This window comes from Hymenobacter algoricola, from assembly GCF_039539525.1.
Classification (GTDB): Bacteria; Bacteroidota; Bacteroidia; order Cytophagales; family Hymenobacteraceae; genus Hymenobacter; species Hymenobacter algoricola.
In genome coordinates this window covers 119,653-144,479 of the sequence record NZ_BAABDH010000036.1, presented here as the reverse complement: position 1 = coordinate 144,479, position 24,827 = coordinate 119,653, and the positions used below count along the sequence as shown (strand labels likewise).

Genomic DNA, 24,827 nt, shown 5'->3' with positions numbered 1-24,827 from the left:
AGCTTAACACAAACGAACAAACCACCTACCCCTGCTGCACACCGGCCCGCACGTCGGCCCCCCGGGCGCCACGGCCACTTCTCTCGAAGTACCGCCGCCGAATGCCGGGCAGTTTGATGCCGGGCCGGCCAACCTGCGGGCCGCGGGCATAGCGCCCGGCGACCAGCTGGTCAGCTACCAGGGCACGGCCATCACGCCCGCCAGTCTGAAGCAGGTGCTCAGCCAGCTAAAAACCGGGCAAGCCGGCACCGAGTGCGAAATCACCATCCGCCACGAAGGCACCGATAAGACCGTGCGCACCCGCCTGCTGGACCAAGACGAAGTGCAGCGCTACGACTTCTCTTCCCGACGCCTACCCAGAAAGCGTTGCGGCAGGCTTGGCTGATCAATTACCAAGCCCGGCCTATTCAGCCTGGCACCAGCCGGCCTCGCGCTAAGGCTGCGGGGCCGGCTGGGCGGCCCAGGAAGGAGTGCCGCCGGTAGCCAGCCGCGGCCAGCCATTGTGATAGTCCAGCCGATCCAGCAGCAGCACGCGGCGTGAGTAGCCCTGCTCGTCGTCGATGGCATCGAAGGTGGGCTGGCGCGGGTCGATGGCGTGGTAGACCAGCCAGTCCTGCCCGGCTCCGTCGGTGATGATGCCGTTGTGGCCGGGCGCCTGCCAGTGGTCATTGGCGACGAGCAGCGGCGCGGCGGCATGGTCGAGGGCCCGGGTCAGCGGCTCAAAAGGGCCGGTGGCCGTGCGGGAGCGGGCTACCAATACGCCATAGTGGGCCCGGGGGCCGCAGCAGTTGTTGCCGGAGTAAAACAGGTAGTACCACTCGTGGCGCCGGATTACCCAGGCACCTTCCACCAGATTTTCGTAGCTGGCGGGGTCCGGGCTGTTGGTTGGGTAGAGCAGGTCAATAGCTACGCTGCCCGGCAGAAAGCGCAGCCGGTCGGGGCCCAGCTCGCGCACCATGAGGGGGCCGAAGCCGGAGCCCCAGTACAGCAGCCGCCGGCCGGTGGCCGGGTCGTCGAAGCTCATCGGGTCGAGGTGGCGGAAACCGGGGCCGCACTGCAGCGGGACGCCGCAATCGACAAAAGGCCCGGCCGGCGAGTCGGCAGTGGCGGCGCCCAGGCAGAACCCGGCGCGCGTATCGGGCAGGGCGGAGTAGTACAGGTAGTAGCGGCCGGCGTGCTCACTGACGTGCGGAGCCCAGAACTTCTGGGTCTGGGCGGCCCAGACCGGCTTTTCCGGCATTCCGTCGCCCAGAAATTCCCAGGTTACCAAATCCCGGGAGCGAACTACCTGCAGGTTGATAATCTGCCCGGCGCGCTTGGTCTGGGTGCCGTAGGCGTAGTACCAGCCATCGGCCGCGCGAATAACTGTCGGATCGGGAAAATCGTCGTCCCAGACGGGGTTGGTGTAGGTGCCGGCGGGTGGGGAAGAAGGCATAAGCAGCGGTACGCAGATGGGTAGTATTTCCTTTATTGCCGGCCCCGGCCGTCTGTTGTCCGGCGCCGAGACGGCCGCGGCGCTAGCTTTCCGCCTTCGGCGGGGTGCCGCGAAAGGCGTCGAGCTGTTTGATGACGGCCAGCTCCACGTCGGTAGAGCTGCTGCGCGGAGCTGCTTTGGCGGTTTTGGCTCCTTCGGCACTCCGGGCGGCGGCTGGCTTGGTAGTAGGGTCAGAATGCATGGCACAAGGGGACAATGGCGAACCACAACGCGGGGGCCGGCCCCGGCAACTGAAGCGGCCCGGCCATTCCTTACGTAGATACCTCCCTCTGGTGTTGCCCCGGCGGAGGCAGTCTGCCGGCCGGCCCACCCAAAAAAAGCCCCGACTACCTGCGCAGTCGGGGCTTTCCGAAAAACGTAGCGGCAGCGCTTACTGGGCTACCAGCAGCTTGCGGTAGGTGGTTCCCGCCGCCTGCACCAGGCGGACGGTGTACAGCCCGGGCGCCAGACTCAGCTGGCTGACCGGCAGCGTGTAGGCGTGCGGCCCGGCCGACTGCGCCTCATCCTGCGCCAGCACGCTTACCGTACGGCCCAGGTTATCCAGTACTTCCAGCGTGACGCGGGTAGCCGTGGGCAGACCATAGGAAAGCGTGACTGCGCCGCCCTGCACGGGGTTCGGGAATACGTCCAGCGGGGGTAGCTCCTGCGCGGCCGAAGCGGCCGTCACCGAGCCGCGGCTGTACCAGATGGGCGAGGTTACGATACGGTCCCCGTCGTCCTGAATGATGATGGCATAGTAGTAATACGCCGAGTTGGGGACGTTGATGTCGGTGTAGGTAAGCGCGGCGGCACCGATGGCGGTGGTCGAAACGGCTACGGCATTCACACCGTTGCCGGGCACTCCGCGCATCAGCGTGATGGAGCGGACCGCTTCGTTGTCGCTATCGGCTACGCCCACGCTGACACCGGCATTGCCCGGCCCCTGGTTGATGGTGCCCATGGCCTGCCCGTTCACGGTGAAGGTAACCTCGGTGTTCCAGTCGTCGGAGGCGTAGAAGCGCCGGCTGCGCAGGGCCTGCATCAGGTCGAGCTTGGTGAGCGAGGGTGCCAGCAGCACCAGCCGGCCGGGCGTGGTGCGCCCAAAGGTGGTGTTGTGGTTGTCGTGGTCGAAGCCAATTCCTACGTGGTAGCCTTTGGCCAGCATACGCTGGTAGGTACTCTCGTACGAGCTGGTCGACTTGTTGGAGTAGGTGATGTTGGTTGAAGTAGCCGGGCCGGAGCGCATGGGCATGCCGACCACCGCGCTATCGGCGCGCGGGCTGAAGGTGGCGGTGCCGGCCAGGTTGCCGTAGTCGCCGCTCTGCGGGTGGGCAAACAGGGCAAAAGCCCCCGGCCGGCGGTTGATCTGCTTGAACAGGCTCTGGTAGTCGCTCTTGGCCACGAACACGTCGAAGTTGCCCGCTTCCCAGCCCAGCAGCTGATCTACGCCGTATACCAGCATGTGGCCACCGCCCGAAATAACGCCCCACTCCATGCCGTACAGCGCCACAAAGTTGGCATTGGTCAGGCTGTCGGCCTGGTGCAGGCCCTTGGCGTAGTTGGGCCGCTGCATACCGGCCAGCGCGTGGTTGTGGTCCGAAATACCCAGAAAATCGAGGTGCAGCGAGGCATCGGCGAAGCTGTAGTCCTGAGCGGGCGTGGCGGCGTTGGACGTGGCGGCGTCCTGGTTACCGTCGGAATAGGAGGAGTGCGCGTGCAGGTTACCGTAGTAAAACTGGTAGGTCGGCGCTTGGGCGTAAGCAGTACCCCAGCAGCAGGCTGCCAGGAGAAGAGTCAGGGTTTTTTTCACAAAGTGCAATAGGTTGGAAAGAACGGGAGGCAAAGATACGGTACTATCAGGATGGCCCTGGTACATATTTCCGGCTAACTACGTTCCGGTTAAGGAATGATAAACAGCCCATTACCGTGCGAGACTTGCCCTGAATGAGTGGGCCTGGAGAATTTCGTACCTAAGCAATGTAAAATCAGGTCCGGAATAATACAGCTATTCAAATTAGGCTCAGGGAAGAATAGTACCAATACTTGCCATTGTCCTCATGCCTCCTCCGGACGTCAGCGGCGGCCTTGGTCAGACCACTATAGCTGGCCGGCGGTCAAACCACGGCTGGGCCTGCTCCAGCTGGGCGGCCACCCGGAAAAGCACAGCTTCGGCCCCCAGCGGCGCCACAAACTGCACGCCGCAGGGCAGCCCCTCCGCCGTCCAGTGCAGCGGCACCGACATGGCCGGCTGGCCGGTCAGATTCGCCAGCTGCGTATAAGGCGTTTTCTCCAGGCTTTGCTCCGCCAGCTTTTCCACAATACCGGACCGGCGGATCAGTCCGCCCAGCCCAAACTGGTTGACCACACGCAGCAGGGCCCGCTCCACCGGCCGGGGCTGCAGCGCCCCGACCGGCAGCGGGGGCACGGCCAGCGTGGGCGTGAGCAGCAGGTCGTACTGCTGGTGGAAGCGTCCCATGCGCCGGGCCGAGTCGTTCCAGGTGTGGCGGGCGGCGGCAAAGTCGGCGGCGGAGTAGGTGCGGCCCAGCAAGCCCAGCAGCCAGGTGGTGGGCTCCACATCGGTGGGCCGGGCCGGCCGGCCCAGCACGTGGGCCAGGGCCGCAATGTTGGCGCCGGTTTCGCCGAAGTACAGCATCAGAAAAGCGGTAGCCACGGCTCGGCCGTCGAAGGGCAGCGGCACCAGCTCCACCTCGTGGCCCAGGCTTTCGAGCAGCCGGGCCGCCGCCTGCACCGCCGCGGCGCACTCCGGGTGCAGGGCGCGGCCCAGCGGATGCTCCAGGCTGAAGCCAATGCGCAGCCGCCCGGCGGGCTGGCCGACCTCCGCCAGAAAAGGGCGGACGGGAGCCGGCAGAAAATACGGAGCTCCGGCATCCGGGCCCTGGGTGGCGTCCAGCATGGCGGCGCTGTCGCGCACGGAGCGGGTCAGGATGTGCTCTACGGCCGCTCCCTGCCATTTTTCACCCTGTTCCGGGCCGGTGGGGTTGCGGCCCCGACTGGGCTTCAGGCCAAACAGGCCGCAGCAGGCGGCCGGAATCCGGATGGAGCCGCCCCCGTCGCCGGCCCCGGCCAGGGGCACAATTCCGGCGGCCACGGCCGCGGCCGCGCCGCCGCTGGAGCCGCCGGGGGTGTGCGCCACATTCCAGGGGTTGCGCGCCGGACCGTACAGCGCCGGCTCCGTGACGCCCATCAGCGCGAATTCCGGCGTATTGGTTTTACCCAGAATATTGACGCCGGCCGCCTGAAAGCGCCGGATCAGCTCGGCATCTTCCGCGGGCACGAAATTCTGCAGCGCCCGGCTCCCGGAGGTATGCGGTACGCCGGCGTAGTAGCCGCCGAAATCCTTGAGCAGAAAAGGAACCCCGCTGAAAGGCCCGACCGGCAGCCCTGCTCCGGCCCGCTGCCGCGCCGCCGCGTACAGCGGCCGCACAATGGCGTTGAGGCGAGGATTGAGGCTTTCGGCGCGGGCAATGGCGGCTTCGCACAGCTCGGCAGCCGTTACCTGGCCCGTGCGTACCAGCTCCGCCAGGCCCAGCCCGTCGTAGCGGTCATATTCGGAAGGTGTCATGGCAGGCTAAGGTAGTACCCGGCCGGCAACAACCCCATTGGCAGCCCTTGGCTATAGGGCAGACGACGTTATGAAAACGTATTTTGAAGCTTTTGAGGAAGCCCCTAAAATCAATCAGAACGACATGCTTCATCTGGCGTTCTTTTGACTTTCTAAACAGTTTATTAAATATAATTATAAAGATATTATTTATAGGCATTTTTCTTTATTAGAAATTATCACCACTTTCCCCGCTTCTCTGAACTATGACCCGCCCTTACGACTGGGTCAGCCGCCGACCACCATACCTATTGTTCAACTGCCCTTGCCTGTTTCTGTATGCCGTAACCTCTATCCACCGCCCCATGCTTGCATTGACTGGAGCCGTTTTGATTGTCGCTCCGCCTTCCCTGCATCGCCAGGGCCTGCTGCTCACGCTCCAGCAGGCCTGGCCCAATCTGGACGTTATCTTAACCGCCGACACCGGCCAGGCGCCCGGCCTGCTACGCCGCCAGCCCTACTGCCTGGTAGTAGTGGATGGGCTGCTGGCGGATCTGCCCCTGACCCGCCTGCTGGAGCTGCTGCTGCTGGCCCGCTCCAACCAGCAGCTGCTGCTGCTCACCGGGCAGCGGCTCTCTCCTGTGCTGCGGCATTCGCTGCAGGCCCGGCGGCAGCTGGCCCTGCTGTCGCGCCACGCGGCCCCGGAGGCGTTGCTGGATACCATTGAGCACCTGCTGGGGGGCGAATCGGGCGGTGGCCGGGCTACCGAGCAGCCCTCCCGCCGGTCCGCGCACTACGCCGGCCCGCCCACGCCCTTCAGCCACCGGGAGCTGGAAGTGCTGCGGCTGGTCATGGCTGACTACAACAACCAGGAAATAGCCGAGCAGCTGTATCTGAGCGTGCGCACCGTGGAAAGCCACCGCCGGGCCCTGCTGCAGAAAGCAGGAGCCAAGACGTTGGTAGGACTGGTGGTGCAGGCCGTCCGCCAGGGCTGGATTGCGGCCTAGCCGCGGTAGCTGAACCGGGCGGCGCGGCCCACGGGAGCACCTGGCGAATAGCGCCGCAGTCTTTCTTACCCCTTTTGCTCTCACGGCCATGGCCTACTTCGACCTGCATGCTCATCCGGTTCTGAAAGCCCACCTGAGCGGCACCCAAACGGCTAACCGCCGCCCCGTGTGGGCCAGTGAGCAGGAGGAGATACCCGTAGCGTCCCCGCTGGTGTTGTTCATGCGCAACATTCTGCGCAACCAGGCCAACCTCTACCAGCTCGACCAGGGAGAAGTAAGCCTGAGCGTATCGGTCCACCACGCGCCGGAAGCGGGCATGGTGGAAAGCAAGCTCTTCCAGACCGTCGCCGGGCAGATTCCAACCTTCGTGAGCCCGGCGCTGCTGCGCGAGGTGCAGAAGGTCGGGCAGCCCGGGCAGCGCACTTACTTCGACCACCTCCGCGACTCCCTGGACCTGCTGCCCGATGGCCTGCGCGGCCCGCAGGGGCAGGTGGTGCGGGTGCTGGCGCGGCTGGCCGACTACACCCCCGGCGCCGTCAACCTGATTCGCGCTATCGAAGGGGCGCACTGCCTCTACAGCGACCCGGACGGCTACACGGCCGCCGGCAACCTGCTCCGGCTGCTGGACGAGGGGCATCGTTTCCTCTACCTGACCCTGGCTCATCTTACCGACAACCAAATCTGCACCCACGCCTTCGGCATGCGCATGAAGGCCGGCCCCGTTGTCATTGCCCGCAGCCACGACTTTTACCCGCGGGGCGCGGGCCTGACGGCCGTCGGCGAAGACCTGATCCGCACGGCGCTGCGGGCCGGCGTGCTCATCGACGTGAAGCATCTGGGCCGGGAAGGGCGCCGCCAGTATTATGCCCTGCGGCAGCAGGAGTTCCCGACCGCTCCGGTGCTGTGCAGCCACGGGGCCGCCGCGGGCTGCAGCCGCAACGAGCTGCCCATCCGCAAGGCGGTGGCCCACCGCTCCGTGCCCGACCTGGTGGTGGTCCACTACCGGCAGGGCGGCCTGAACCCCGGCGTGACGCCCCGCGACTTCAACTGCTGGTCTATCAATCTCTACGACGAGGACATCCGCGAAATCGTGGACTCGGGCGGGCTCATCGGCCTTTCGCTCGACAAGCGCATTGCCGGCGTCAACAAGACGGCCAAGGAAATCTTCAGCCGGGCCGAGTACGACCTGATTCCGGGCCGGCCGCCGGTAGAAGCTCCCGCCCGGCACCCGGCCGATGACGCAGACGTGGAGGACGAAGATGACCTGCTGGAAGCCGACGACCGGGCCGAGGCCAGCGGCGCCGGGCAGCCCACCGATGAGGAGGCCGGTATTTCCTGGCTGGAGCGCACGCGGCGGCGCCACCTCAAGTTTCTGGCCCAGCAGATTCTGTACATGGTGCGGGTGGGCGGCCCGGCCACCTGGCGCTGCCTGTGCATCGGCTCCGATTTCGACGGCCTGATCGTCCCGCTGAAGTGTAGCCGCTCCGTGCTCGACTTCGACGACGTGGAGGATGCGCTGGTCAAGCGGCTAGTGGGCTTGGCCGACGGCAACCCCCGCATCCGCTACGGCCTGGATACCGACAACGTGCGCGACAAGGTGCGGGACCTGCTCTGGCGCAACGCCTGGCGCTTCCTGGAGCGTCACTTCAACGATCCGGCGTAGTGAGCCGGCCCCCGCGTGGCGCGACCCGAGTCCTCCGGTTGCTGCTCCATGCTCCGCTTCCGGCAGGTTTTCCGCCCGCGGCCCCGCGGCCTGCAAAGCAGCGCTTCTTTACTTGATTTTGCCGGTGGAGGTCGTCTTTTTGATGCGGCCGTCGCGCTTGAAGCGCGTTCCGGGCAGGCTGCGCAACATCACCTCGGGCGGCTGGCAGCCGGTGAGCTCCAGCTTCTGGGTTTCGTAGCCCACGGCGCTGATCTGCAGGTGGACTGCCTGCGGCATCGGCCGGCGGGGAGCAATAATGTAGCGGCCTTCCGAATTGGTGCTGTAGGCATCACTGATGCCCTGCACCACAATGGTGGCGCCCGTCAGCGGCTGGTGGTTCTGGTCGGTTATCACGCCGGTCAGCGTGGGGCACTCCCGGACCGGAGCAGCCGGCAGGTCAGCCGACGCTACCGGGGGCGCACCCTGCTGCTGGGCCAGGGCTGAACCGGGAGCAGCCAGTAGACCAAAGGCCAGCAGTGAAAGAAACGTGTGGGACATAAAGCGGTGGTAGCGAGCTTGGGCGCGGTGGCTGAATCACTGGCACTGGTAAGCCCTGCAACACAAGTTTTGCAGGCTTTGTTCAACCTGTTCTGCCTTGGTGCCCCCTGTCTGCCTCGGTGAGCGAAGCGACCGACAAGGCCGCCCCCGCCTACCTTCCGCAGCCCGCCGAACGGAGCGGTTCCGCACGCGCGCTACTGCACCCTGCGCACCCCGCTCCCGCCGCTGGCGTGGGCTTTCACGAGGCGGGCATTGCCCTTGTAGCGCACGCCACTGCCCCCGGAAGCATCCGACGACAATTCCCGATCCACGGATACTTCTACGTCACTGCCGCCGCTGGCTTCTACTTTGGTGGTAGCACTTTGCAGGGCGAAGGCGTGGTAGTCGCTGCCCCCGCTCACCGAGACACTCTGGCGCCCGGCTTTGCCGGTGAGGTAGATGTCGCCGCCGCCCGAGGCGGAACTGGTCAGCGTTTTGGCCGTGAGCGTCAGGCGGATGTCGCTGCCGCCGCTGGCACTGAGCTGCAGGTTGTCGGTAGTGAAAGGCGTTTCGCCCCGGGCATCGGAGCCGCCGCTGACGCTCAGGTCGGTAAGGCGGGGACAGGTGACGTACACGCTGACCTTGCTGCTCATACCCGCCGCCAGCTTTTTCCAGGAGAAGCCTGGTTCCCAGCCCACTTCCAGCCGGCCGTTCTGCACCGTGGCCCGGATGCGGGCCTGGGCCTGGGCCGGGGCGTCCACTACCACGGCCGCCGTGGGTCCCTGAGTCAGGAATACGTCGATGCCCCCTCCGGCGTGCACGGCCTGGAAGGTGGGTACCGGGCGGGTTTGCTTGACCTGCTGGGCCTGGGCGGCCGAGGTGCTGAGAATGGCGGCTCCGAGGAGCAGGGCACGGGCAGCGTTTTTCATGATCAGAGCTTAAGGTTCAGCGGGATAGATGCGCGCTGGCAGCCGGGCGTTGCCTGGGTGGCCGGCAGTTTCAGTCGGGGTACTAGAAAAGGGCAACACCCCGACGTGGACGGTGCCTTAGCGCTGCTAAAACTCAGTGCTGGCACTGACATACCGCGGGCGCATAATCAAGAATTTTGCGCTGGCCCAAACCGGGCCTTATTGACTCATTGTTTCCGTCACTCATTTTTTCACCTCTCCCTTCTTTCCCTTCATGAAGCATTTTTTACTGCTTTTCCTACTTTTTACCGCCACTATCGGCGGCACCTTTGCCCAGACTGACTCGCGGGATGGCCGCCACATTTTCAACCATGACATCCCACTCACCCAGTGCAACTTCGATGGCTCGCCGGTAAGCGGAGCAGTACCCCAACCGATAAGTGCTAACACTATTTTTACCATCCGCACAATCGTTGACACTGACTACATTATCCGAATTGCCAGATTCACGGCGGGCGAAAAGTTTACCGAGAAAAATATTGCTTTAGTAGCAACTGCTGCGGGTACTGACATCTACTTTAAGCTCTCTGTGGCCAACTATAACGCCTTTGCCGTGCGGCTGGAGAAAAAAGGCAACTTCACCGTCGGGGCCGCTACTACGCTGATCAAGATCAGGCCCGGCCGCAAATCGGAAGAAGGCAAGTATAACATCTACTCCGAGTTCGGCAACGACTTTAATATCGGCATTTCCGCCGGTTGGAAAATCCGGCCGAACCGCCTCAGCCCTGCTACGCACAGCCTGGTGGGAGGGCTCAGCTTTTCCTCGATTAAAGCGACGCCTTACACCACCAAAAATTACTTGACCGCTGAAGCTATTCAGAGCTGCGTGACTTTTTCGGGCGGCTATGTCTTTGAGTACGACAAGTTTCAGGTCACCCTTTTCTCCGGCCTGGATGTAATGCCGGGCCAGATTGGCCGCAGCTGGATCTACAAAGACCGGCCCTGGCTGGGCTTAGGGTTCGGGTTCCAGATTTTCCGCGCCCAGGGTACCGCCGGCAACAAGACCTCTTCGTAATGAGCGGGCAGTAAACCCGGAGAACATCCTGCTGCCCCCCGCACAGTGAAGCCGACGCAGGAGGCACCGTTTGCCTGCCCGGGCGTCCATCCCGCTCGTGCCACTCCCCATCACCGCATAGCTATCCTCGCACAATGACTGACTCCCGTTCATGTTTTGCCCGCTATTCCTCCGGCAGCACGCTGCTGCTGCTGGCGGCCGCCTGTTGTCCGGTACAGGCCCAACCAACGCCGGTGCCCGACACCCGCTTCCCCACTGGCCAAAGCTTTGATTATGATGCGGGCCTCGATTGCCGGGTTTCGGTGGCCTACCCGCTCGATCAGACCAATGGCCGGATTGTGCTGCACGGGTCAGTCCTCCGGCCCCAGGCAGAGGTCTTCAACGCCCAGGGACGCAAGCTTGCCACCCTGCCGCTGCCGGCCCCGAGCTACACAGCCTCCTGGAGTACGCCCCTGGACTCGGTTCGGGTAGTGTTTGCCCACCCAAACCAGCAGCCGGCAACTGACGGCAGCTGGGTGTATCCGAAGAAGAAAGCCAGCTTGGACCGTCCCCAAAGCCAGCAGGAGTTTTCGGTACTGGTTTATGGGTGCTTCCAACCCTTTACCGTGGCGGGCCCTCCCCCGGAACCGAGCCTGATCAAGGGCTCATTTGGAATAACCAACTGGCGGATGCGCCGGCTTTTTCAGGGTATAGTAGCCCAAGAGCCCGCGCAGGTGAACGTCTTTACGCGCCGGCCGGATGCGCCGGCGAGCCGCCCGGCACCCAGGAACATGGGCAGCGTCCAGGAAGCCGGCCGCTTTTTGCGGCCCCTGCTGGCCCCGCCCCGCCTGGTTATCGGCACCGGCGACCAGGTATATGTGGATGCGGGCTACGAAACCGACAAGAAGAAAGGGAAAGCCCCTGCTCCCAACCTCATGGTGGGCTGGCGCGATACTGATCCGGTGCCGCGCCTGGGCCAGGAGCGCTTCGGGGCGCACGTGCAGCGTATGTACCAGTATTTCGGCGCCTTCCGCACCCTGGATGAAGTATTCCGGCGGCTTCCCAGCGTCAACATCTGGGACGACCACGAGATATGGGACGGCTGGGGCTCCCACCAGGATGACTACACCAACGGGGAAATAAACCCCGCCCGCCAACCCTTCTACCAGGCCGCCCGCCAAGGCTACATTGCCCATCAGCTGCAGCTGGGTCCCCGAGCCGGCCTGGACGTGGCCGCCGCCACCCGCAGCAGTCAGTCCTTGCACCAGGAATTTACGGTGGGTGGGGTCCGGGGCTTTGCTTTTGACTTGCGCAGCAACCGGGACATAAGCCGCGGGCAGGTATTGGGCCAAGAGCAATGGCAGGCCTTTGAGGCCTGGGCCGCGCTGTGCCAACCCAACGAGGAAATACTACTTGTCTCGCCGGCCCCCCTGTTTTTCGGCTTTAACAATCCCGTCAAAAAAGCAACCGGCAAGCTGGAGCCCGATGCGGCCGATGACCTTGCCGACGGCTGGGATGCCCCTACCAGCAAAGCCGAACACGACCGGTTTGTGCAGAAGCTGATCTGGCTGCGGCAGGAAAAGAAGGCCCGCCCGATTATTCTCAGCGGCGACGTTCACGTGGGCGTCATCACCGAAATCTGGTACACCGACTCGAAAGCCTCCACGCCATCCAAGCGCGTGCTGGCCTACGAGCTGGTGGCCAGCGGCCTGTCGCACGAAACCCTGGACCCGCTCAAGCAGGCAGCCCTGAAGAATGCAAAAGACCATTCGCAATCGGAGCGGGTGGGGCAGGATGACCTTACGCTGGGCGCCTACCAGGTAGATCCGCAGGTGAAAACGTCCCAGGCCCTGCTCAATTTTGGGGCGCTGGAATTTCGCAAAGACCGCACCTGGCTGCACTTATTTGTGTCGGATCAGGACACCATCATCAATAAGGAGGGGCCTACCTGGGTCTATAGCGGTATCACGGACTGGGATAAACCCTGGGCCACGGAAACCTCCCGCCAATACCGGGTGGGCAAGCAGCACTTTTTCAGGAGCCATTATTCCCCCGCTCTACTCGAACAGTACCAGGATATCCGCATTGACAAGACGCCCTGGCTGCAAGTACCCCGGTAGCAAACCGACCGGGCCGCAGCTACTATAACTGCCCTCACCGAGCTTACTGCCCAGGACTGCCCGGCCTACAACCACGGCTAAGGCCGGCCTGCCACCGCGGCTAAGCCCGGTACAGCACAACAAATGCTGGCGAAAAAACAGAGGACGCTCACAATCGGCAGCACCCGGCAGCAAAGACTCCGCAGCATCCACTGCGGAGTCTTTTTCGTTTTCGAATCCAACAGCCGCAAATACGCCGGGCCGGAGCTTCGAGCCGGAGCCCTGGGGCACCCCGCCGAGCCGCCTTCCCGCCTATCTTGCCGCATGCCTTTCCCCTACCGCGCCCTTGTGCTGGCCACCCTGGCTTTTACGGCCTGCACTACGGCTTCCCCGCCTTCCCAACGCTCGATTCTCGCCGGTGATGCGGCCCCGCGGCTGGTAGCCCGGCAGTTCAGGTTCACCGAAGGGCCGGCAGTGGACCAGGCGGGCAACGTGTTCTTCACTGACCAGCCCAACGACAAGATCTGGAAGTACGGCACCGACGGCAAGCTCAGCGTGTTCCTCGAAAAGACCGGGCGCGCCAACGGGCTGTACTTCGACCGGCAGGGCAACCTGCTGGCCTGCGCCGACGAGCAAAATCAGCTCTGGTCCATTGCGCCCGATGGGAGGGTGACCGTGCTGCTGGCCGACCGGCAGGGCCACCGCTTCAACGGCCCCAACGACCTGTGGGTGCACCCCGGCACCGGCGGCATCTACTTCACCGACCCCTACTACCAGCGCGACTACTGGACGCGCACCACGCCCGACCCGGGCATCGGCGGGCAGAAGGTATACTTCCTGCCTTCTGGGCAGAAGGAGCCCGTGGTAGTCGACGACCAGCTTACCCAGCCCAACGGCATCATCGGCACCCCGGATGGGCGGCAGCTGTACGTGGCCGACATCGGGGCCGGCAAAACCTACCGCTACGCTATCGGCGCCGACGGCCGCCTGACCAACCGTCAGCTGTTCGTAGCGCAGGGCTCCGACGGCATGACCATCGACCAGGAGGGCAACGTGTACCTCACGGGCAAGGGCGTGAGCGTCTACAACGCGGCCGGGCAGCTCCTTCAGCACATCGACGTGCCCGCCGCCTGGACCGCCAACGTGTGCTTCGGGGGCAAAAACCGCCGGACGCTGTTCATCACGGCCTCGGAAGCAGTATTTACGCTGCCCATGCGGGTCCGGGGCGCACAGTAGCCCACCGGTAGCCAGCGTCCGGATTTTGGCCGGCCCTATCGGGTACTGCGGCCGGAGTAGCAGCGGGAACACTCTTCTGGCCTGCCCGGTAGTATTGCTCTAAAGAAATCAGCCCGCCCCGGAGAAGTCCGGGGCGGGCTGGATGCAATAGGCGGGCTTATAGTTTATAGAGCAGCTCTCCGGGCAGTTATGACCGCAATGAAATTGGTGATTTCCGCAATCTGGGCGTCGGTTTCGGCCACGTCGCGCTCCCGGGAGAGCAGGGCCACCGGGCCGCGGGCGGCCTGCCGGTCAAGCAGGCCGGCGCGGGCGTGGATGGCGTCGCGCAGCTCCACCTCGTTTCTCTTGCGGGCCCTGGTGCCCGCGGCCAGCGTGGGGATAATGGTGTTCAGAGACGAAATTTCGGCATCGAGGCTGGCCAGCGACGCCTGAATCTCGGTGGCCGTTTCGCCCGAGGCTTCGCGGGCGTAGTCGTAGTTGTCGGAGCGGTGCTGCAGCACCCTCTGGTCGCTGGCGGCTTTGGCCAGCAAAGTGTCGCAGTCAGCCACGGTGGTCAGAAGATTTAGTGAGTACTCCATAAAACGGTAAGTGAAAGGTGGAAAGACAATTACAGAGCGAAAACGGCGGGTAATTCTCCGGTAGTATTGTACTGGGCTAATTTATTTTTCCGCGGAACCAACGGGGTCGGCCGGCTCGCTCAGCAGCTCCCGGAGCGCGGCGGCTTCGGCCGCCAGGAAGCGGATGCGCAGCGTCAGCAGCACCCGCGCCGCCGCCTGTTCCGGGTCGGTGGCGGCCCCCGCCCGGGCGGCCCAGTCGGCCAGCCGCCGGTGCTGCCGGGCCGCCGCCGCCGAATCAGGGGCGGGCAGCAGGGCGCGCAGGGCGGGCAGCACCGCCTGCCAGCGGCGGGCCTGCGCCGCCCCGGCATCCAACGCCAGCAGCTCGGCCCGCCGATTAGCGGCTTCCCAGATGCAGCGCGCCAGCCGCCGCCGCAACGGCCCGGTGGCCGGGGTTACGGGCTCTGGAGTAGCGGCCTCTGTGTCGGCCGGACCGATGGGCGCGGGCAGCAGCCGGGCCAGCCCGCCGAGTCGCCGGCTGGCTTCGCCCCGTATTACCCGCCGCCCGGCCTCGGCGTGGGCCACCTGCGCCCGGGTCACGCCCAGGTAGGCCGCCAGTTCGGCCTGGGTGAGGCCCAGGTACTGGCGGATGGCGGCGGCCAGGGTGTCGGAGGGAATAGCAGGGTAAGGCATAGCCGCTGCATAACGAGCGGCGCGGGTTTGTAGCCTTCCGGAGGCAATTTTTTTTGAAGGCTACAGATGGGTTGTAGCCTTCAGCTGTGATTCTACAATTGCGGCTACAACCCCTGACAACTGCGTCAATGTTAGCGCCGGGAATGAGGGCCGAGGTAGGAATTATCTTTTCGAAAGCTATTCTCTAAGCTCTCAGGTACATACTTAAATGTGTATCTTCTCACCCAATCCTTGGTCTATATCAATTGCCTATATTTGGAGATTAGGCGGTTTTGGGCATCTGCCCAACCTGGAAAATACCACCTTACCGCCACTTGCTACTGTTCGCTGTTATCAGCCCGAACGCCCTCCTTTGCGAAGACCCTTTATGGCTTTAATACTCCCCTTCATAGAAGCTGAAATTCAGGATCAATACCAGGCCGAAGACAACAGTCGGCCGTGGATCGTGGGTTTCAGCGGCGGCAAAGACTCCACCATGCTCTTGCAAATGGTTTGGAAAGCCGTTCAGAAGCTACCGGAGCAACTCCGGTGGCGGCCTATCCACGTGGTGTGCAACGACACGATGGTGGAGAACCCGCGCATCGTGCGCTTTATTGAGGACACACTGCACCGGATTGAGGCGGCGGCTACCACCCAAAGCATGCCCTTCTACGTGCATCGCACCACGCCCCGGCTTGAGGACACGTTCTGGACTAACCTGCTAGGCAAGGGCTATCCGGCCCCGTCGAGCACCTTTCGGTGGTGCACCGAGCGTCTGAAAATCAGCCCGACTACGCACTTCATCAAAACTAAGATCAGCGACGCGGGCGAGGCTATCATTCTGCTGGGCACCCGTTCGGCGGAAAGCTCCCGCCGCTCCCGCTCGATGGCCAAGCACGCGATACATGGACAGAGGTTGCGTAAGCACGTATTGCCGAATGCCTTTGTGTACGCGCCTATCAAAGACATTGAGACGAACGAGCTGTGGCAGTACCTAAGCCAGGTGCCGCCGCCGTGGGGCGGGACGCATAAGGAGCTGATTACGCTGTACCGCAACGCCAGCACCGAGGCCGATTGCCCGCTGGTGATTGATGACGAAACGCCCTCCTGCGGCAAAAGCCGCTTCGGCTGCTGGGTGTGCACGGTAGTGGTGAAAGACAAGTCGATGGACGGCCTCATCATGAACGGGGAAACCTGGATGGAGCCGCTGTCGGAACTGCGTGACTTTCTGATTGAGGCCCGCGATAACCCCGAAACCTACCGCCAGCGGCAGCTCCGCAACGGCACCACCCGCGAAAATTATTGGGGGCCTTATACCCCCAAGACGCGGGCGGAGATTTTGCGTCGTTTATTAGTAGCCCAAAAGGAAATCCGGGCCGAATACGATGAAACCATGACCTTTATCACGCATCAGGAGCTGGTGGCGATTCAGGTGACGTGGTACCGGGATGGGATTTTCGAGTTTGAAGTAGCCGGGATTTATAATTCGGTTTTCGGCACCAACGTTGATTTGGAATTAGATAAGCGCACGAACAAGGTACGGGAGGAAGAAACGCTATTGCGTGAGGTATGCCACGACAATCCCGGCCATTTCGATTTAATTCAGCAAACGATGAAAGTCGTTAAAGCCAAGTCGCTGATGCTTCGCAAGCGCGGTTTGCAGCACGACATCGAAAACCTGCTTGACGATTATCTGGAAGCGCAAAAAGTTGCCGTATAAGTTCTGAGGCAGCCTATGAATAGCGCCAAAATTCTTGATTATTACCGCTACGCTTTTACGCACCTGAAGCGTGATAAAAGCAAAGGAGAAGCACCGCACAAGCCCATTTTGTTGCTGAGTATTTTGCATGAATATGCGGTGGGGCGTATTGACGGAAATCAGATTGTTATTACGCCCGAATTAACCTGCACCTTCTCCAACTACTGGAATGCTTTGGTTACAACCGGGCACGAAAAGCGGTTTGCGCTGCCGTTTTATCACTTGGCCAATGAAAAGGGTCACTGGTGGCGTTTGCAGCCCATGCCCGGATGCGAACTGTGGCTGCAAAACGCGGGCTCAATGCGTACTTTCAGTAACCTATCGGCAGCGGTTGCTTGCGCGGAGATAGATACAAACCTAGCAACCTTGCTCGCGCAACCTGAGAATTGGCAACTATTGCGGCAAGCATTGTTGACCATATATTTTCCCGGTCAAACCGCGCCACGAATCAAGGATGACAGCGCGGGTTACGTGCAAGGTCTAGAACGCGAAATTGTCAATGAAAGCCAAGCCGAATACAAGGCTGTAATTGACGAATTGAAGGCTGACTCGAAAAGCGCCAAAACCAAGCTTGACCCCGAGAAATACGAAATTGAAGTATACAATCGGGGTACTGTATTCCGCCGCGAAGTTGTCAAACTCTACAACGAAACCTGCTGCATTTCTGGTTTGCGCGTTTCGGCAACGTTCAATATCACGATGGTGGATGCCTGCCACATCAAACCGTTTGCCGTAGGCTTCGATAATACGCTTACCAACGGTATTGCGCTTTGCCCCAATTTGCACCGAGCATTTGACCGAGGCTTATTGACAGTAGATGAAAACTACCGGGTCGTATTTTCTGCGGCCTTTACCGAGAATACCGATAGTGCCTTTCATCTGCGCCAGATGGCCGGCAAATTACTCCTGTTGCCCGCGCATCATTTGCCTTCGCTGGAAGCATTTGCGTGGCACCGGCAACACATATTTCAGCAGAAGTAGCCCGAAGACGCAGTCAACGTCGAAGACAAGCTACTGGACGAGCTGTCGGAAGAAATTGACCAGTGCGGCAAGGTGGTGGCCGGCAGTATTCGGGATTTCTACAATACCACGTTCCGCAAGCTTATCCGGCGGCACCTGGCCACGGAAGGACCGTCGTTCCCGGATGATTTCAAGCTGCTGCACGACCTGACCGAATCGGAGCGGGCGCAGATGCAGACGCTGATTGATAACCTGCGCCTGTCGTTCCGGCAGGAGTTTAAGCGGCTGCACTTCGAGTACAACCAGACGCGCAACGATCTGGGGCAGATTAAGCGCCGCATTGCCGACGCGGAATCCTTGTCGGAAGACGCGGTGGTGAAAGCTGACCGCCAGCGCAAGAAGGAAGTGGACGACGAAATCGATAGCCTGGGAGAGCAGGTTGGGGCGCTGGAACAAACTATTTCCAACGACCAGGTGGCCATCGTCAACAAGGAAAAGCAGCTGGACGAGCTTCGCAAAAAGCTAAAGGCCTCGGCGCAGGACCTGGAAAAGGACGCGCTGACGGAAGCTCTCTCGCGGCGTTTGCGCGACTACATCACGCTGTACAAGGAGCGCAAGAAGGAGGCGTTGGCAAAGCAGATTCACAAAGGGCTGAAGATGCTCATGCACAAGAAGGGCTTCGTGCACGATGTGAAGGTGCACATCATCGGCGGCGACATCGAAATCGAGCTCTACAACAAGCGTGGTGATGTCATTCTGAAGGAAGGCCTGTCGAAGGGCGAACAGCAGCTGTATGCTACGGCGTTGCTGTATGGGCTGGTAGAGGAGTCGGACTTTGACTTCCCGATTTTCATCGACTCGCCGATGCAGAAGTTCGACGACCAACACGCTGAAAACATTGTGCGGCACTTCTATCCCAAAATTGCTGACCAGGTGATTCTATTCCCGCTCATCAACAAGGAAATGTCGGCCCGCGAGTACGAGATGCTGTTACCCAATGTGGCCCGGTCTTACCTCATCGTGAACCAGGATGCCGACCAATCGAGCTTCGAGGAAGTAGCACCCGACGCGCTGTTTTCGCACTACTCGAAACTCTACCACAACGCCAACTAAGCTACCGCAGTCCCCGTGATACTCAATATCAGAACCTCGGATACCAACAAAGCCGTCGTGTCGGAGCTGACGCGCCGCATGTTTCCACAGGGCCAATCCGAAAACATTATCTCCCGCATTGCGCTGGCCTATTCCATTTCGCGGGGGGAGCGGCTGGATTTGAGCACTATCAAAAACAGCCAGGGCAAGGAATATAAGGAAGAAACGCTGTTCGGGGGCAATAAGGCGTATTACGTGGCGCTCATCTGCCAGCACTACGGCATCCATAAGGAAGACCTGAACCTGCCGCGCTACCTGAAAATGCACATCGATGATGGCCTGGAGCGGCTCAACAAGATTTTCGCTGACAACCGCAACTACACGGGCCTTGATTTCCTGATTGAGCACATTGAGCGCGGCTCGGAATCATTGGAGGAAGTAGAAGTAGGCAAGCCCGCGCCGAACAACAACCAGACGGTGACCAAAGGCTACTTTGCCGGCCCCCTCACCTTGCAGTTTGGCCACACCCTGGACGACGCCCGCAAGCCCATTCGGGTGGTGCTGAACGATACCAACGTGCGCAGCAACGCCCACCTGGCCGTAGCCGGCAATTCGGGCACCGGCAAAACGCAGTTTGCGCTGGACCTGCTGCGCCAGTTCGTAGAGAATTCGAATGGCGGTATCAACTTCCTGTACCTTGATTTCAAAGGCCTGAAGCAGGACGACGTGAAGGCCATGAAGCCGTTCTTCGACCGCACGAAGACCACATTCATCAACGCGCCGGAAAAAGCTTTTCCGCTCAATCCGCTCACGTTTATCGACAACGTGAATGAGAAGAATCGCCTCATGGGCATCAGCAAGTTCGTGGACATTATTGCCACCTACGCGCCGCGCATGGGAGCCACCCAGATTCAGCAGCTGAAAGATGCCACCAAGGAAGCCTTTGCCCGCCAGAAGGGCGGGGCCTACCCGTCGCTGCGCGACATCAGCGAATGCCTGTTCGAAGTGACCGGCGGCAAAGCCGATACGCTCACCCAGATTATGAGCAGCCTGAGTGACTACGAGCTATTCGCCACCAAGACCGACCCCAAAGCCAGCTTCCTCAACCAGAACTACTACTTCAGCCTCTCCGGCGACCTGGACCGCACCATTCGCTTCACGGCCTCGTTCCTGGCGATTTACTACGTCTACAACACGTTCATGAGCATGGAAAATGCGCCCGTTACCAACGGCGTGCAGGCCCTGCGCTATGTGCTGCTGATTGACGAGGCCCACGTGCTGTTCAAGGACAAAAAGTCGAAGGAACTGCTGGAAAGCATCCTGCGCGAGATTCGCTCGAAGGGCGTAGCCGTGGTACTGCTCTCGCAGGGCATTGAGGAGTTCAACCAACCCACATTCGACTTTTCCAGTATGTGCGCTAATGCCGTTCTGCTTGAAATCAACGACCGTTTGAATCTTAAGCCCATGTCCCGCTTCCTGGGCTTAGGCGATGCCGAAACCCGCTTGCTGGGCCAAAGCATGAGCAAGATTCAGAAGGGGCAAGCCGTAACGAACGTGAAGGAGTTCAAGCGCGGGGAGTTATTTGAAGTGGAACAGTATTGGAAATAAATATCAGAAAATATGAATTCAGATTTACCAGAAAAAGCCCCTATTGTAAACTTCACCTACTTTTTCAGTTTCTATCAATACTTGTTCGCAAGTAAGAAAAAGGAAATGATGGCTTTTATAATCATAACGTTTATATTGCCTGTTGTGCCTTACATATGGGTCGCATTAAAACTTGAAGAAAGTTCGAAAAGAGCGTTCTATGGTGACGGCAGTATGTTAACGCTATGTGCTGGGATACTTTGCACCTACTTCATTCTTATATTTGACTTTGAGGACGAAGATGCAAAGAAGAGAAATATTCTGATTAACCTTGTGCTTTTTTTACTGTACTTATTTATTCTATACGTTTTTATAGAATGCCAGCTTACACTTAATAGAAGCTGGGTGTTTATTACTGTAATTGAGTGGATATCTGGAGTTATTTTGTTTATTACTTTCATCATAGGAACATATTTTTATTTTCACAAAAACGCAATTTATACTGAAGTTGAGGAATTCAAAAAAAACAGGCAAGCAAAAAAAATTGCAGAAAAAGCAGAGGAAGTAACTCAAACCACTGATGGCATCAAGTTATGATTAAAGAATTAGCAGGTCGACAGTACTTGGTCTTGAGATGCAATAAGGTTGAGCAGCCTATTGGCAGTCTGTATTCTACATCGATGCCTTGGCAGCACTTAAAAAAAATCGCTATAAACAAGCAAAGAATCTTCGTGGGCTATGATGATGATGGAAAAGAAATTTACTCAGGAATTCAACGCGAGGTTTCCAAATCAAGGGAAGAAGATATAGCAACTTATATTAAAACATCAGACGCTAATTTTCCTACGGCAATTATTTTGAATATTCCATATGAGAAAGTCTTGGTTGAAGAGGTTGTTTTAACCTACGACTTACAAATAGATTTGACCAAAGACAGTATTATTAAATCAGAGTTTTCGGCTTTGGATGGTTATTCAGCCAGCTTCAATGAAACTAGTCCAGTTCTACTGGTTCCATATGAAGAAGGTGTAGCGCAAGTAATAGATGGACAGCACCGCATGTCAGGATTTAATAGTCAGGACAGCTCTATTATTTTTGATTTGCCAGTTACAATCTTCTTGGACCAAATGATTTCAGAACAAGCTGAAATATTTGCAACAATAAATGGTAAGCAAACACGTGTCACACCATCGTTGGTTTATGAATTATTTGGCATTTCTGACACAAGGAGTCCATATACAGTTGCACGGCAAACGGTAAAACTATTGAATGAAACAAAGGACTCGCCTTTAAATAAGACTATTAAGATTCTAGGCAAGGCTAATGAACGTTACAATGGCCTCGTCACACAAAGCACTGTTGCAAAAACCATAATTAAATTGATTAGTGGGAATGCAAGGCAAGCCGAAGCGGATAAGGATTTATCACGCAAAGGCCAAAAGCTAACTGAAGCTACAGAGTTTAGCAGAACTACTCCGCCTCTCAGAAAATATTTTGTCAATGAAAAAGATGAGATTGTTTTTAAGGTCATACTAAACTTCTTTAAGTCAGTGAGCAAAGTTTTTGCTTATGACTGGGATAGCACGAACTCTGTTTTGAAAAAAACTATTGGGTTCACAGCATTAATCAAATTAATGAGTAAGCTAATTAGTCAAGGTGTAGAAGAGCAAGACCTGTCGGAAGCATTCTTTTCTAAACAGTTGGAATCTTTGGGGCATATCAAATTTGATAATATTCCCTTAAGCAGCAAAGGAGTAAAAGAGTTAGTAGACAGGTTTAATGCGTAAGGCTTATGCGAGAATATATCCGCGCAAGCGACTTATTATATCTTGTGCACTATCTATAACGTCTACAAGCATTTCTGGCGAATTAAAACGTCCTAAACTAAACCGTAAACACGAAAACGCTTCTGTTTCGTCCATACCCATTGACAGCAACACATGCGACGGGTCAACCGAAGCGGCCGTACAAGCTGAGCCATTGGAAACAGCAATACCTTCCAAGCCCATAATCATGGCGTCGGAGTCACAGCCCTCGAAGAGAATATTGGTGGTGTTGTAGAAGCGGTGCTCGCGGTTTCCGTTCACTCGGGTACCAGGAATGGCAAGTAGGCCTGCTTCCAGTTCATTACGTAGCGCCCCGATGCGGGCTGCTTCCTCTTTCATGCTTTGGCGGCACAGTTCGGCGGCGTGGCCCAGCCCCACGATGCCGGGCACGTTGAGGGTGCCGCTGCGCCAGCCCCGCTCGTGGCCGCCGCCGTGCAACAGGGCCGCCAGCTTCACCCGGCGCGGTTTGCGCTGGCGTACGTAGAGGCCACCCACGCCCTTGGGGCCATACAGCTTGTGGCCCGAGCAGGTGAGCAAGTCGATGCCCAGCGCTTCTACATCAATCGGCATTTTGCCTACGGCCTGAGTGGCATCGGTCATAAATAACGCCCCAGCCGCATGGGCCAGCACCGCAATTTCCTGGATGGGCTGAATGACGCCGGTTTCGTTGTTCACCAGCATTACCGATACCAGGATGGTATCGGGGCGCAGGGCTTGCTGCACGGTGGCCAGGTCGAGTAGGCCGTCGGGCTGTACCGCCAGGTAAGTCACTTCGCAGCCTTGAGTTTCGAGGAAGCGGCACACGTCGAGCACGGCGCTGTGCTCGGTTTGCACCGTGATGATGTGCCGGCCCCGGCTGGAGTAGCTTTCCGCCACGCCCTTCATGGCCAGGTTGATGGCCTCAGTAGCGCCCGACGTGAAAATAAATTCCTGGGGTTCGCAGCCCAGCAACTGCGCCATCTGCTGCCGCGCCAGCTTCACGGCTTCGTGCGCCCGCAGGCCGAAAGGGTGAGTGCTGGCGGCGTTGGCGTACTCGTCGGTGAGGAAGGGCATCATGGCTTCCAGCACGCGCGGGTCGAGGCGGGTCGTGGCGTTGTTGTCGAGGTAAATCATAGCGGCGGCTTTGGTTGGGTAAAGATACCTACGCCTGCTATAACCACTGACTTACCACTTGCCTTTTACTTCAGCCGTATTTGGCCAGCAACTCATTGCGCAGGATGATTCTGGTCTTCTCCTGCTGGAGCAGGTGCCACAGGTTCAGATCCAGCCGGGCGTAAGCAACAGTGTCCTGCAATTGCTTCAGACCGCCCACGTAGCTCGCCGATGTTTCGGGCAGTTTCATTCCCGGCTTTTCCTGCAAGCGCCAGAACCCTTCGCCCCTCAAGTGAAAGAACGGGTAGATGAAGTTGCGGACTTGGAAACCGGAGGTGGCCCCGAGCTTCTGCCGGTATTCCCGAAACGAAGCTATCAGCTCCGGGGTGATGATAATCTGGTTGTTCCGGATGCGCCCGGCCTCAATTTCCGCTATGACGGCCAGGAGCAACGCGGGCTTGTATGGCTTGGGGCCAAGCTTAGCGGTGGCGTTTACATTCAGTGACCGGAATACTTCGACGTAGTTGAGGAGCATGTTGGAATAGCTGGCAGGCAGTTTCTGGCGGACGAATAGCGTCCTGCTATCCTTGCACAAGTTGCTTCAGGTCCTCCAGCGTCAGCCAGGGTCGGCGGCGGTGCAACATGCGGTGGCAGTTGGAGCACACCAGCGCCAGGTCATCCAGCCTGGTAGGAGTTGCTTCAGTCAGTTGGGAAATAGGAAACAGATGGTGCGCTTCGATGAAGCCTTCGCCTAGAACCCCGTATTTGTCAAGAAACGAAAAGCCACAAGCTTGGCAGCACAGCTTCGCATCCGTTTGAAATGCTCGTTCTTTTACTGCCTTGACCAGCTCACGATTCCGCTCCCTTTTTCTGTGAAGGCAATACTTTATTTCTCCTTCCGGAAATGCCCGCGCTTCATCTTCTTCCGCGATAACAGGTGCTTCAACCTCAGAAGAAACCTCTTCTGTCACTACGGCAGGCACTTCTCTTTTTTGCTCCGGAGCCACAGATGTGTCCGGCATAGCATTGCTAACGGGTACTTGGACAGCTTCTTCCTGCATCTGATTACCCAAAACCCAGAGAAAGGAATGGGCATCAAGCAGTGTAGTGGCTTTGTCCTTCGTTTTCAGGAATCGTTGAACCTGCTTGATGATGTCGAGAAACGCACTGTAATTCTCCCAGGAGATATTGCGGCTGGTCTTGAAGTCAGAAAGTCCTATCAATTCGAATATCTTATCAAATTTCTCCTGTGAAATCGGCGTGAATTTATTCTGCTCTTTTATAAAAAACAGGTAAGCAATAAACTGATAGTTGAGCCCCATGGTATGCAGCCTACCAAATGACACTTCATCAGCAACTTTACCTGTATACATATTATACAGAGTTTCATCAAGCTCTTTCCCAGCCGTCAAATTTCTCAATTTCCCCTTATTGCTCCATACGACAAGATTGTTGTTTACTGTTTTGCCATCATGTTTAACGGTCTTCAGTATTGCAGAATCTACTTTTTTCTGAATTTCTCCCTGCCCGACATCAGCACTCTTCCAATGCGTGCTACCCAAATTTTGCTGCGCTTCTTTGTAGATAGAATCTTTATAGCCTTCTTCTCTGCTTAGGAACTTTGATGCTTTAAAAGTCGTCAAAGGCTGCTTATCCATCTTCTCAATAAATTCTTTGAACTCTGAATATTTCCTTTCGAGAACTTCTATTGATACGGTCATTTGCTTTATCGTTTAGTTGATTATGCCTCCTCTAAATTGGAAGCT

Annotated in this window: 23 protein-coding genes; 12 read left to right on the top strand and 11 right to left on the bottom strand. The window is 58.8% G+C overall.

What is annotated here, in order from left to right:
- Positions 1-214: 214 nt before the first annotated feature.
- Positions 215-385, top strand: a complete 171-nt coding sequence (locus ABD842_RS10120; protein WP_345113115.1) for a hypothetical protein — start codon at positions 215-217, stop codon at positions 383-385.
- Between the two features lie 48 nt (positions 386-433).
- On the opposite strand, the gene ABD842_RS10115 is transcribed toward ABD842_RS10120, so the two are convergent.
- The 4 genes from ABD842_RS10115 to ABD842_RS10100 form a co-directional block, all read right to left on the bottom strand.
- On the bottom strand, positions 434-1,435 hold the full coding sequence (locus tag ABD842_RS10115; RefSeq protein WP_345113114.1) for a glycoside hydrolase family 43 protein: 1,002 nt from the start codon (positions 1,433-1,435) through the stop codon (positions 434-436).
- A gap of 82 nt (positions 1,436-1,517) precedes the next feature.
- A complete protein-coding gene (locus ABD842_RS10110; RefSeq protein ID WP_345113113.1) occupies positions 1,518-1,676 on the bottom strand; it encodes a hypothetical protein in 159 nt (52 codons plus the stop codon).
- A gap of 189 nt (positions 1,677-1,865) precedes the next feature.
- Entirely contained in the window at positions 1,866-3,284 is a 1,419-nt protein-coding gene (locus ABD842_RS10105; protein WP_345113111.1) for a CehA/McbA family metallohydrolase, read from the bottom strand.
- Between the two features lie 279 nt (positions 3,285-3,563).
- On the bottom strand, positions 3,564-5,057 hold the full coding sequence (locus tag ABD842_RS10100) for an amidase (RefSeq protein WP_345113109.1): 1,494 nt from the start codon (positions 5,055-5,057) through the stop codon (positions 3,564-3,566).
- Between the two features lie 344 nt (positions 5,058-5,401).
- Here ABD842_RS10100 and ABD842_RS10095 point away from each other — a divergent pair, with 344 nt between their 5' ends.
- Together ABD842_RS10095 and ABD842_RS10090 are read left to right on the top strand one after the other, a co-directional pair.
- Entirely contained in the window at positions 5,402-6,043 is a 642-nt protein-coding gene (locus ABD842_RS10095) for a helix-turn-helix transcriptional regulator (RefSeq protein ID WP_345113107.1), read from the top strand.
- 88 nt (positions 6,044-6,131) lie between these two features.
- Positions 6,132-7,706 carry a membrane dipeptidase gene (locus ABD842_RS10090; protein WP_345113106.1) on the top strand — a complete coding sequence of 525 codons (1,575 nt, stop codon included), beginning with the start codon at positions 6,132-6,134 and terminating at the stop codon, positions 7,704-7,706.
- Between the two features lie 108 nt (positions 7,707-7,814).
- Here the strand turns inward: ABD842_RS10090 and ABD842_RS10085 are convergent, their stop codons facing one another.
- Entirely contained in the window at positions 7,815-8,243 is a 429-nt protein-coding gene (locus tag ABD842_RS10085) for a carboxypeptidase-like regulatory domain-containing protein (RefSeq protein WP_345113105.1), read from the bottom strand.
- Between the two features lie 194 nt (positions 8,244-8,437).
- Positions 8,438-9,151, bottom strand: coding sequence for a head GIN domain-containing protein (locus tag ABD842_RS10080; RefSeq protein ID WP_345113103.1), 714 nt, complete (start codon positions 9,149-9,151; stop codon positions 8,438-8,440).
- Between the two features lie 253 nt (positions 9,152-9,404).
- Between ABD842_RS10080 and ABD842_RS10075 the strand changes: the two genes are divergently transcribed.
- The 3 genes from ABD842_RS10075 (at position 9,405) to ABD842_RS10065 (ending at position 13,519) form a co-directional block, all read left to right on the top strand.
- The gene (locus ABD842_RS10075; protein WP_345113101.1) at positions 9,405-10,205 is read left to right on the top strand and encodes a hypothetical protein; all 801 of its coding nucleotides are present in this window, start codon (positions 9,405-9,407) and stop codon (positions 10,203-10,205) included.
- 134 nt (positions 10,206-10,339) lie between these two features.
- Positions 10,340-12,304, top strand: coding sequence for an alkaline phosphatase D family protein (locus ABD842_RS10070; protein WP_345113099.1), 1,965 nt, complete (start codon positions 10,340-10,342; stop codon positions 12,302-12,304).
- A 303-nt stretch (positions 12,305-12,607) separates the two neighbouring features.
- A complete protein-coding gene (locus tag ABD842_RS10065; protein ID WP_345113097.1) occupies positions 12,608-13,519 on the top strand; it encodes an SMP-30/gluconolactonase/LRE family protein in 912 nt (303 codons plus the stop codon).
- A 164-nt stretch (positions 13,520-13,683) separates the two neighbouring features.
- Here ABD842_RS10065 and ABD842_RS10060 read toward each other — a convergent pair whose 3' ends face one another.
- Positions 13,684-14,097, bottom strand: a complete 414-nt coding sequence (locus ABD842_RS10060) for a hypothetical protein (protein WP_345113095.1) — start codon at positions 14,095-14,097, stop codon at positions 13,684-13,686.
- A gap of 81 nt (positions 14,098-14,178) precedes the next feature.
- Complete coding sequence (locus ABD842_RS10055; RefSeq protein ID WP_345113094.1) at positions 14,179-14,766, bottom strand: helix-turn-helix domain-containing protein; 588 nt, start codon at positions 14,764-14,766, stop codon at positions 14,179-14,181.
- 367 nt (positions 14,767-15,133) lie between these two features.
- On the opposite strand from ABD842_RS10055, the gene dndC reads away from it, so the two are divergent.
- The 6 genes from dndC to ABD842_RS10025 all read left to right on the top strand — a co-directional run bounded on the left by dndC (position 15,134) and on the right by ABD842_RS10025 (position 21,930).
- A complete protein-coding gene (gene dndC / locus ABD842_RS10050) occupies positions 15,134-16,465 on the top strand; it encodes a DNA phosphorothioation system sulfurtransferase DndC (RefSeq protein WP_345113092.1) in 1,332 nt (443 codons plus the stop codon).
- A 15-nt stretch (positions 16,466-16,480) separates the two neighbouring features.
- Entirely contained in the window at positions 16,481-17,485 is a 1,005-nt protein-coding gene (locus ABD842_RS10045; RefSeq protein WP_345113091.1) for an HNH endonuclease, read from the top strand.
- Between the two features lie 75 nt (positions 17,486-17,560).
- Positions 17,561-18,577: an ATP-binding protein gene (locus ABD842_RS10040; protein ID WP_345113089.1), complete on the top strand. Its 1,017-nt coding sequence runs from the start codon at positions 17,561-17,563 to the stop codon at positions 18,575-18,577.
- 15 nt (positions 18,578-18,592) lie between these two features.
- Positions 18,593-20,164: a DndE family protein gene (locus ABD842_RS10035; RefSeq protein WP_345113087.1), complete on the top strand. Its 1,572-nt coding sequence runs from the start codon at positions 18,593-18,595 to the stop codon at positions 20,162-20,164.
- A 12-nt stretch (positions 20,165-20,176) separates the two neighbouring features.
- Positions 20,177-20,740, top strand: coding sequence for a hypothetical protein (locus tag ABD842_RS10030; protein ID WP_345113086.1), 564 nt, complete (start codon positions 20,177-20,179; stop codon positions 20,738-20,740).
- Positions 20,737-21,930, top strand: coding sequence for a DGQHR domain-containing protein (locus ABD842_RS10025; protein ID WP_345113084.1), 1,194 nt, complete (start codon positions 20,737-20,739; stop codon positions 21,928-21,930). Before ABD842_RS10030 ends, ABD842_RS10025 begins: the two co-directional genes overlap by 4 nt.
- Positions 21,931-21,933: 3 nt before the next feature.
- On the opposite strand, the gene ABD842_RS10020 is transcribed toward ABD842_RS10025, so the two are convergent.
- The 3 genes from ABD842_RS10020 to ABD842_RS10010 form a co-directional block, all read right to left on the bottom strand.
- Entirely contained in the window at positions 21,934-23,082 is a 1,149-nt protein-coding gene (locus ABD842_RS10020; RefSeq protein ID WP_345113082.1) for a cysteine desulfurase family protein, read from the bottom strand.
- 70 nt (positions 23,083-23,152) lie between these two features.
- Positions 23,153-23,656 (bottom strand): phosphorothioated DNA-binding restriction endonuclease family protein, encoded by a 504-nt coding sequence (locus ABD842_RS10015; protein WP_345113080.1) that lies wholly within the window; start codon positions 23,654-23,656, stop codon positions 23,153-23,155.
- Positions 23,643-24,782 (bottom strand): HNH endonuclease, encoded by a 1,140-nt coding sequence (locus ABD842_RS10010; RefSeq protein ID WP_345113078.1) that lies wholly within the window; start codon positions 24,780-24,782, stop codon positions 23,643-23,645. Before ABD842_RS10010 ends, ABD842_RS10015 begins: the two co-directional genes overlap by 14 nt.
- Positions 24,783-24,827 lie beyond the last annotated feature (45 nt).

Coding starts and splice junctions, on each gene's coding strand:
- ABD842_RS10115 (WP_345113114.1), bottom strand. CDS start 1,435: ATGCCTTCTTCCCCACCCGCCGGCACCTACACCAACCCCGTCTGGGAC.
- ABD842_RS10110 (WP_345113113.1), bottom strand. CDS start 1,676: ATGCATTCTGACCCTACTACCAAGCCAGCCGCCGCCCGGAGTGCCGAA.
- ABD842_RS10100 (WP_345113109.1), bottom strand. CDS start 5,057: ATGACACCTTCCGAATATGACCGCTACGACGGGCTGGGCCTGGCGGAG.
- ABD842_RS10095 (WP_345113107.1), top strand. CDS start 5,402: ATGCTTGCATTGACTGGAGCCGTTTTGATTGTCGCTCCGCCTTCCCTG.
- ABD842_RS10090 (WP_345113106.1), top strand. CDS start 6,132: ATGGCCTACTTCGACCTGCATGCTCATCCGGTTCTGAAAGCCCACCTG.
- ABD842_RS10085 (WP_345113105.1), bottom strand. CDS start 8,243: ATGTCCCACACGTTTCTTTCACTGCTGGCCTTTGGTCTACTGGCTGCT.
- ABD842_RS10080 (WP_345113103.1), bottom strand. CDS start 9,151: ATGAAAAACGCTGCCCGTGCCCTGCTCCTCGGAGCCGCCATTCTCAGC.
- ABD842_RS10075 (WP_345113101.1), top strand. CDS start 9,405: ATGAAGCATTTTTTACTGCTTTTCCTACTTTTTACCGCCACTATCGGC.
- ABD842_RS10070 (WP_345113099.1), top strand. CDS start 10,340: ATGACTGACTCCCGTTCATGTTTTGCCCGCTATTCCTCCGGCAGCACG.
- ABD842_RS10065 (WP_345113097.1), top strand. CDS start 12,608: ATGCCTTTCCCCTACCGCGCCCTTGTGCTGGCCACCCTGGCTTTTACG.
- ABD842_RS10060 (WP_345113095.1), bottom strand. CDS start 14,097: ATGGAGTACTCACTAAATCTTCTGACCACCGTGGCTGACTGCGACACT.
- ABD842_RS10055 (WP_345113094.1), bottom strand. CDS start 14,766: ATGCCTTACCCTGCTATTCCCTCCGACACCCTGGCCGCCGCCATCCGC.
- dndC (WP_345113092.1), top strand. CDS start 15,134: ATGGCTTTAATACTCCCCTTCATAGAAGCTGAAATTCAGGATCAATAC.
- ABD842_RS10045 (WP_345113091.1), top strand. CDS start 16,481: ATGAATAGCGCCAAAATTCTTGATTATTACCGCTACGCTTTTACGCAC.
- ABD842_RS10030 (WP_345113086.1), top strand. CDS start 20,177: ATGAATTCAGATTTACCAGAAAAAGCCCCTATTGTAAACTTCACCTAC.
- ABD842_RS10025 (WP_345113084.1), top strand. CDS start 20,737: ATGATTAAAGAATTAGCAGGTCGACAGTACTTGGTCTTGAGATGCAAT.
- ABD842_RS10020 (WP_345113082.1), bottom strand. CDS start 23,082: ATGATTTACCTCGACAACAACGCCACGACCCGCCTCGACCCGCGCGTG.
- ABD842_RS10010 (WP_345113078.1), bottom strand. CDS start 24,782: ATGACCGTATCAATAGAAGTTCTCGAAAGGAAATATTCAGAGTTCAAA.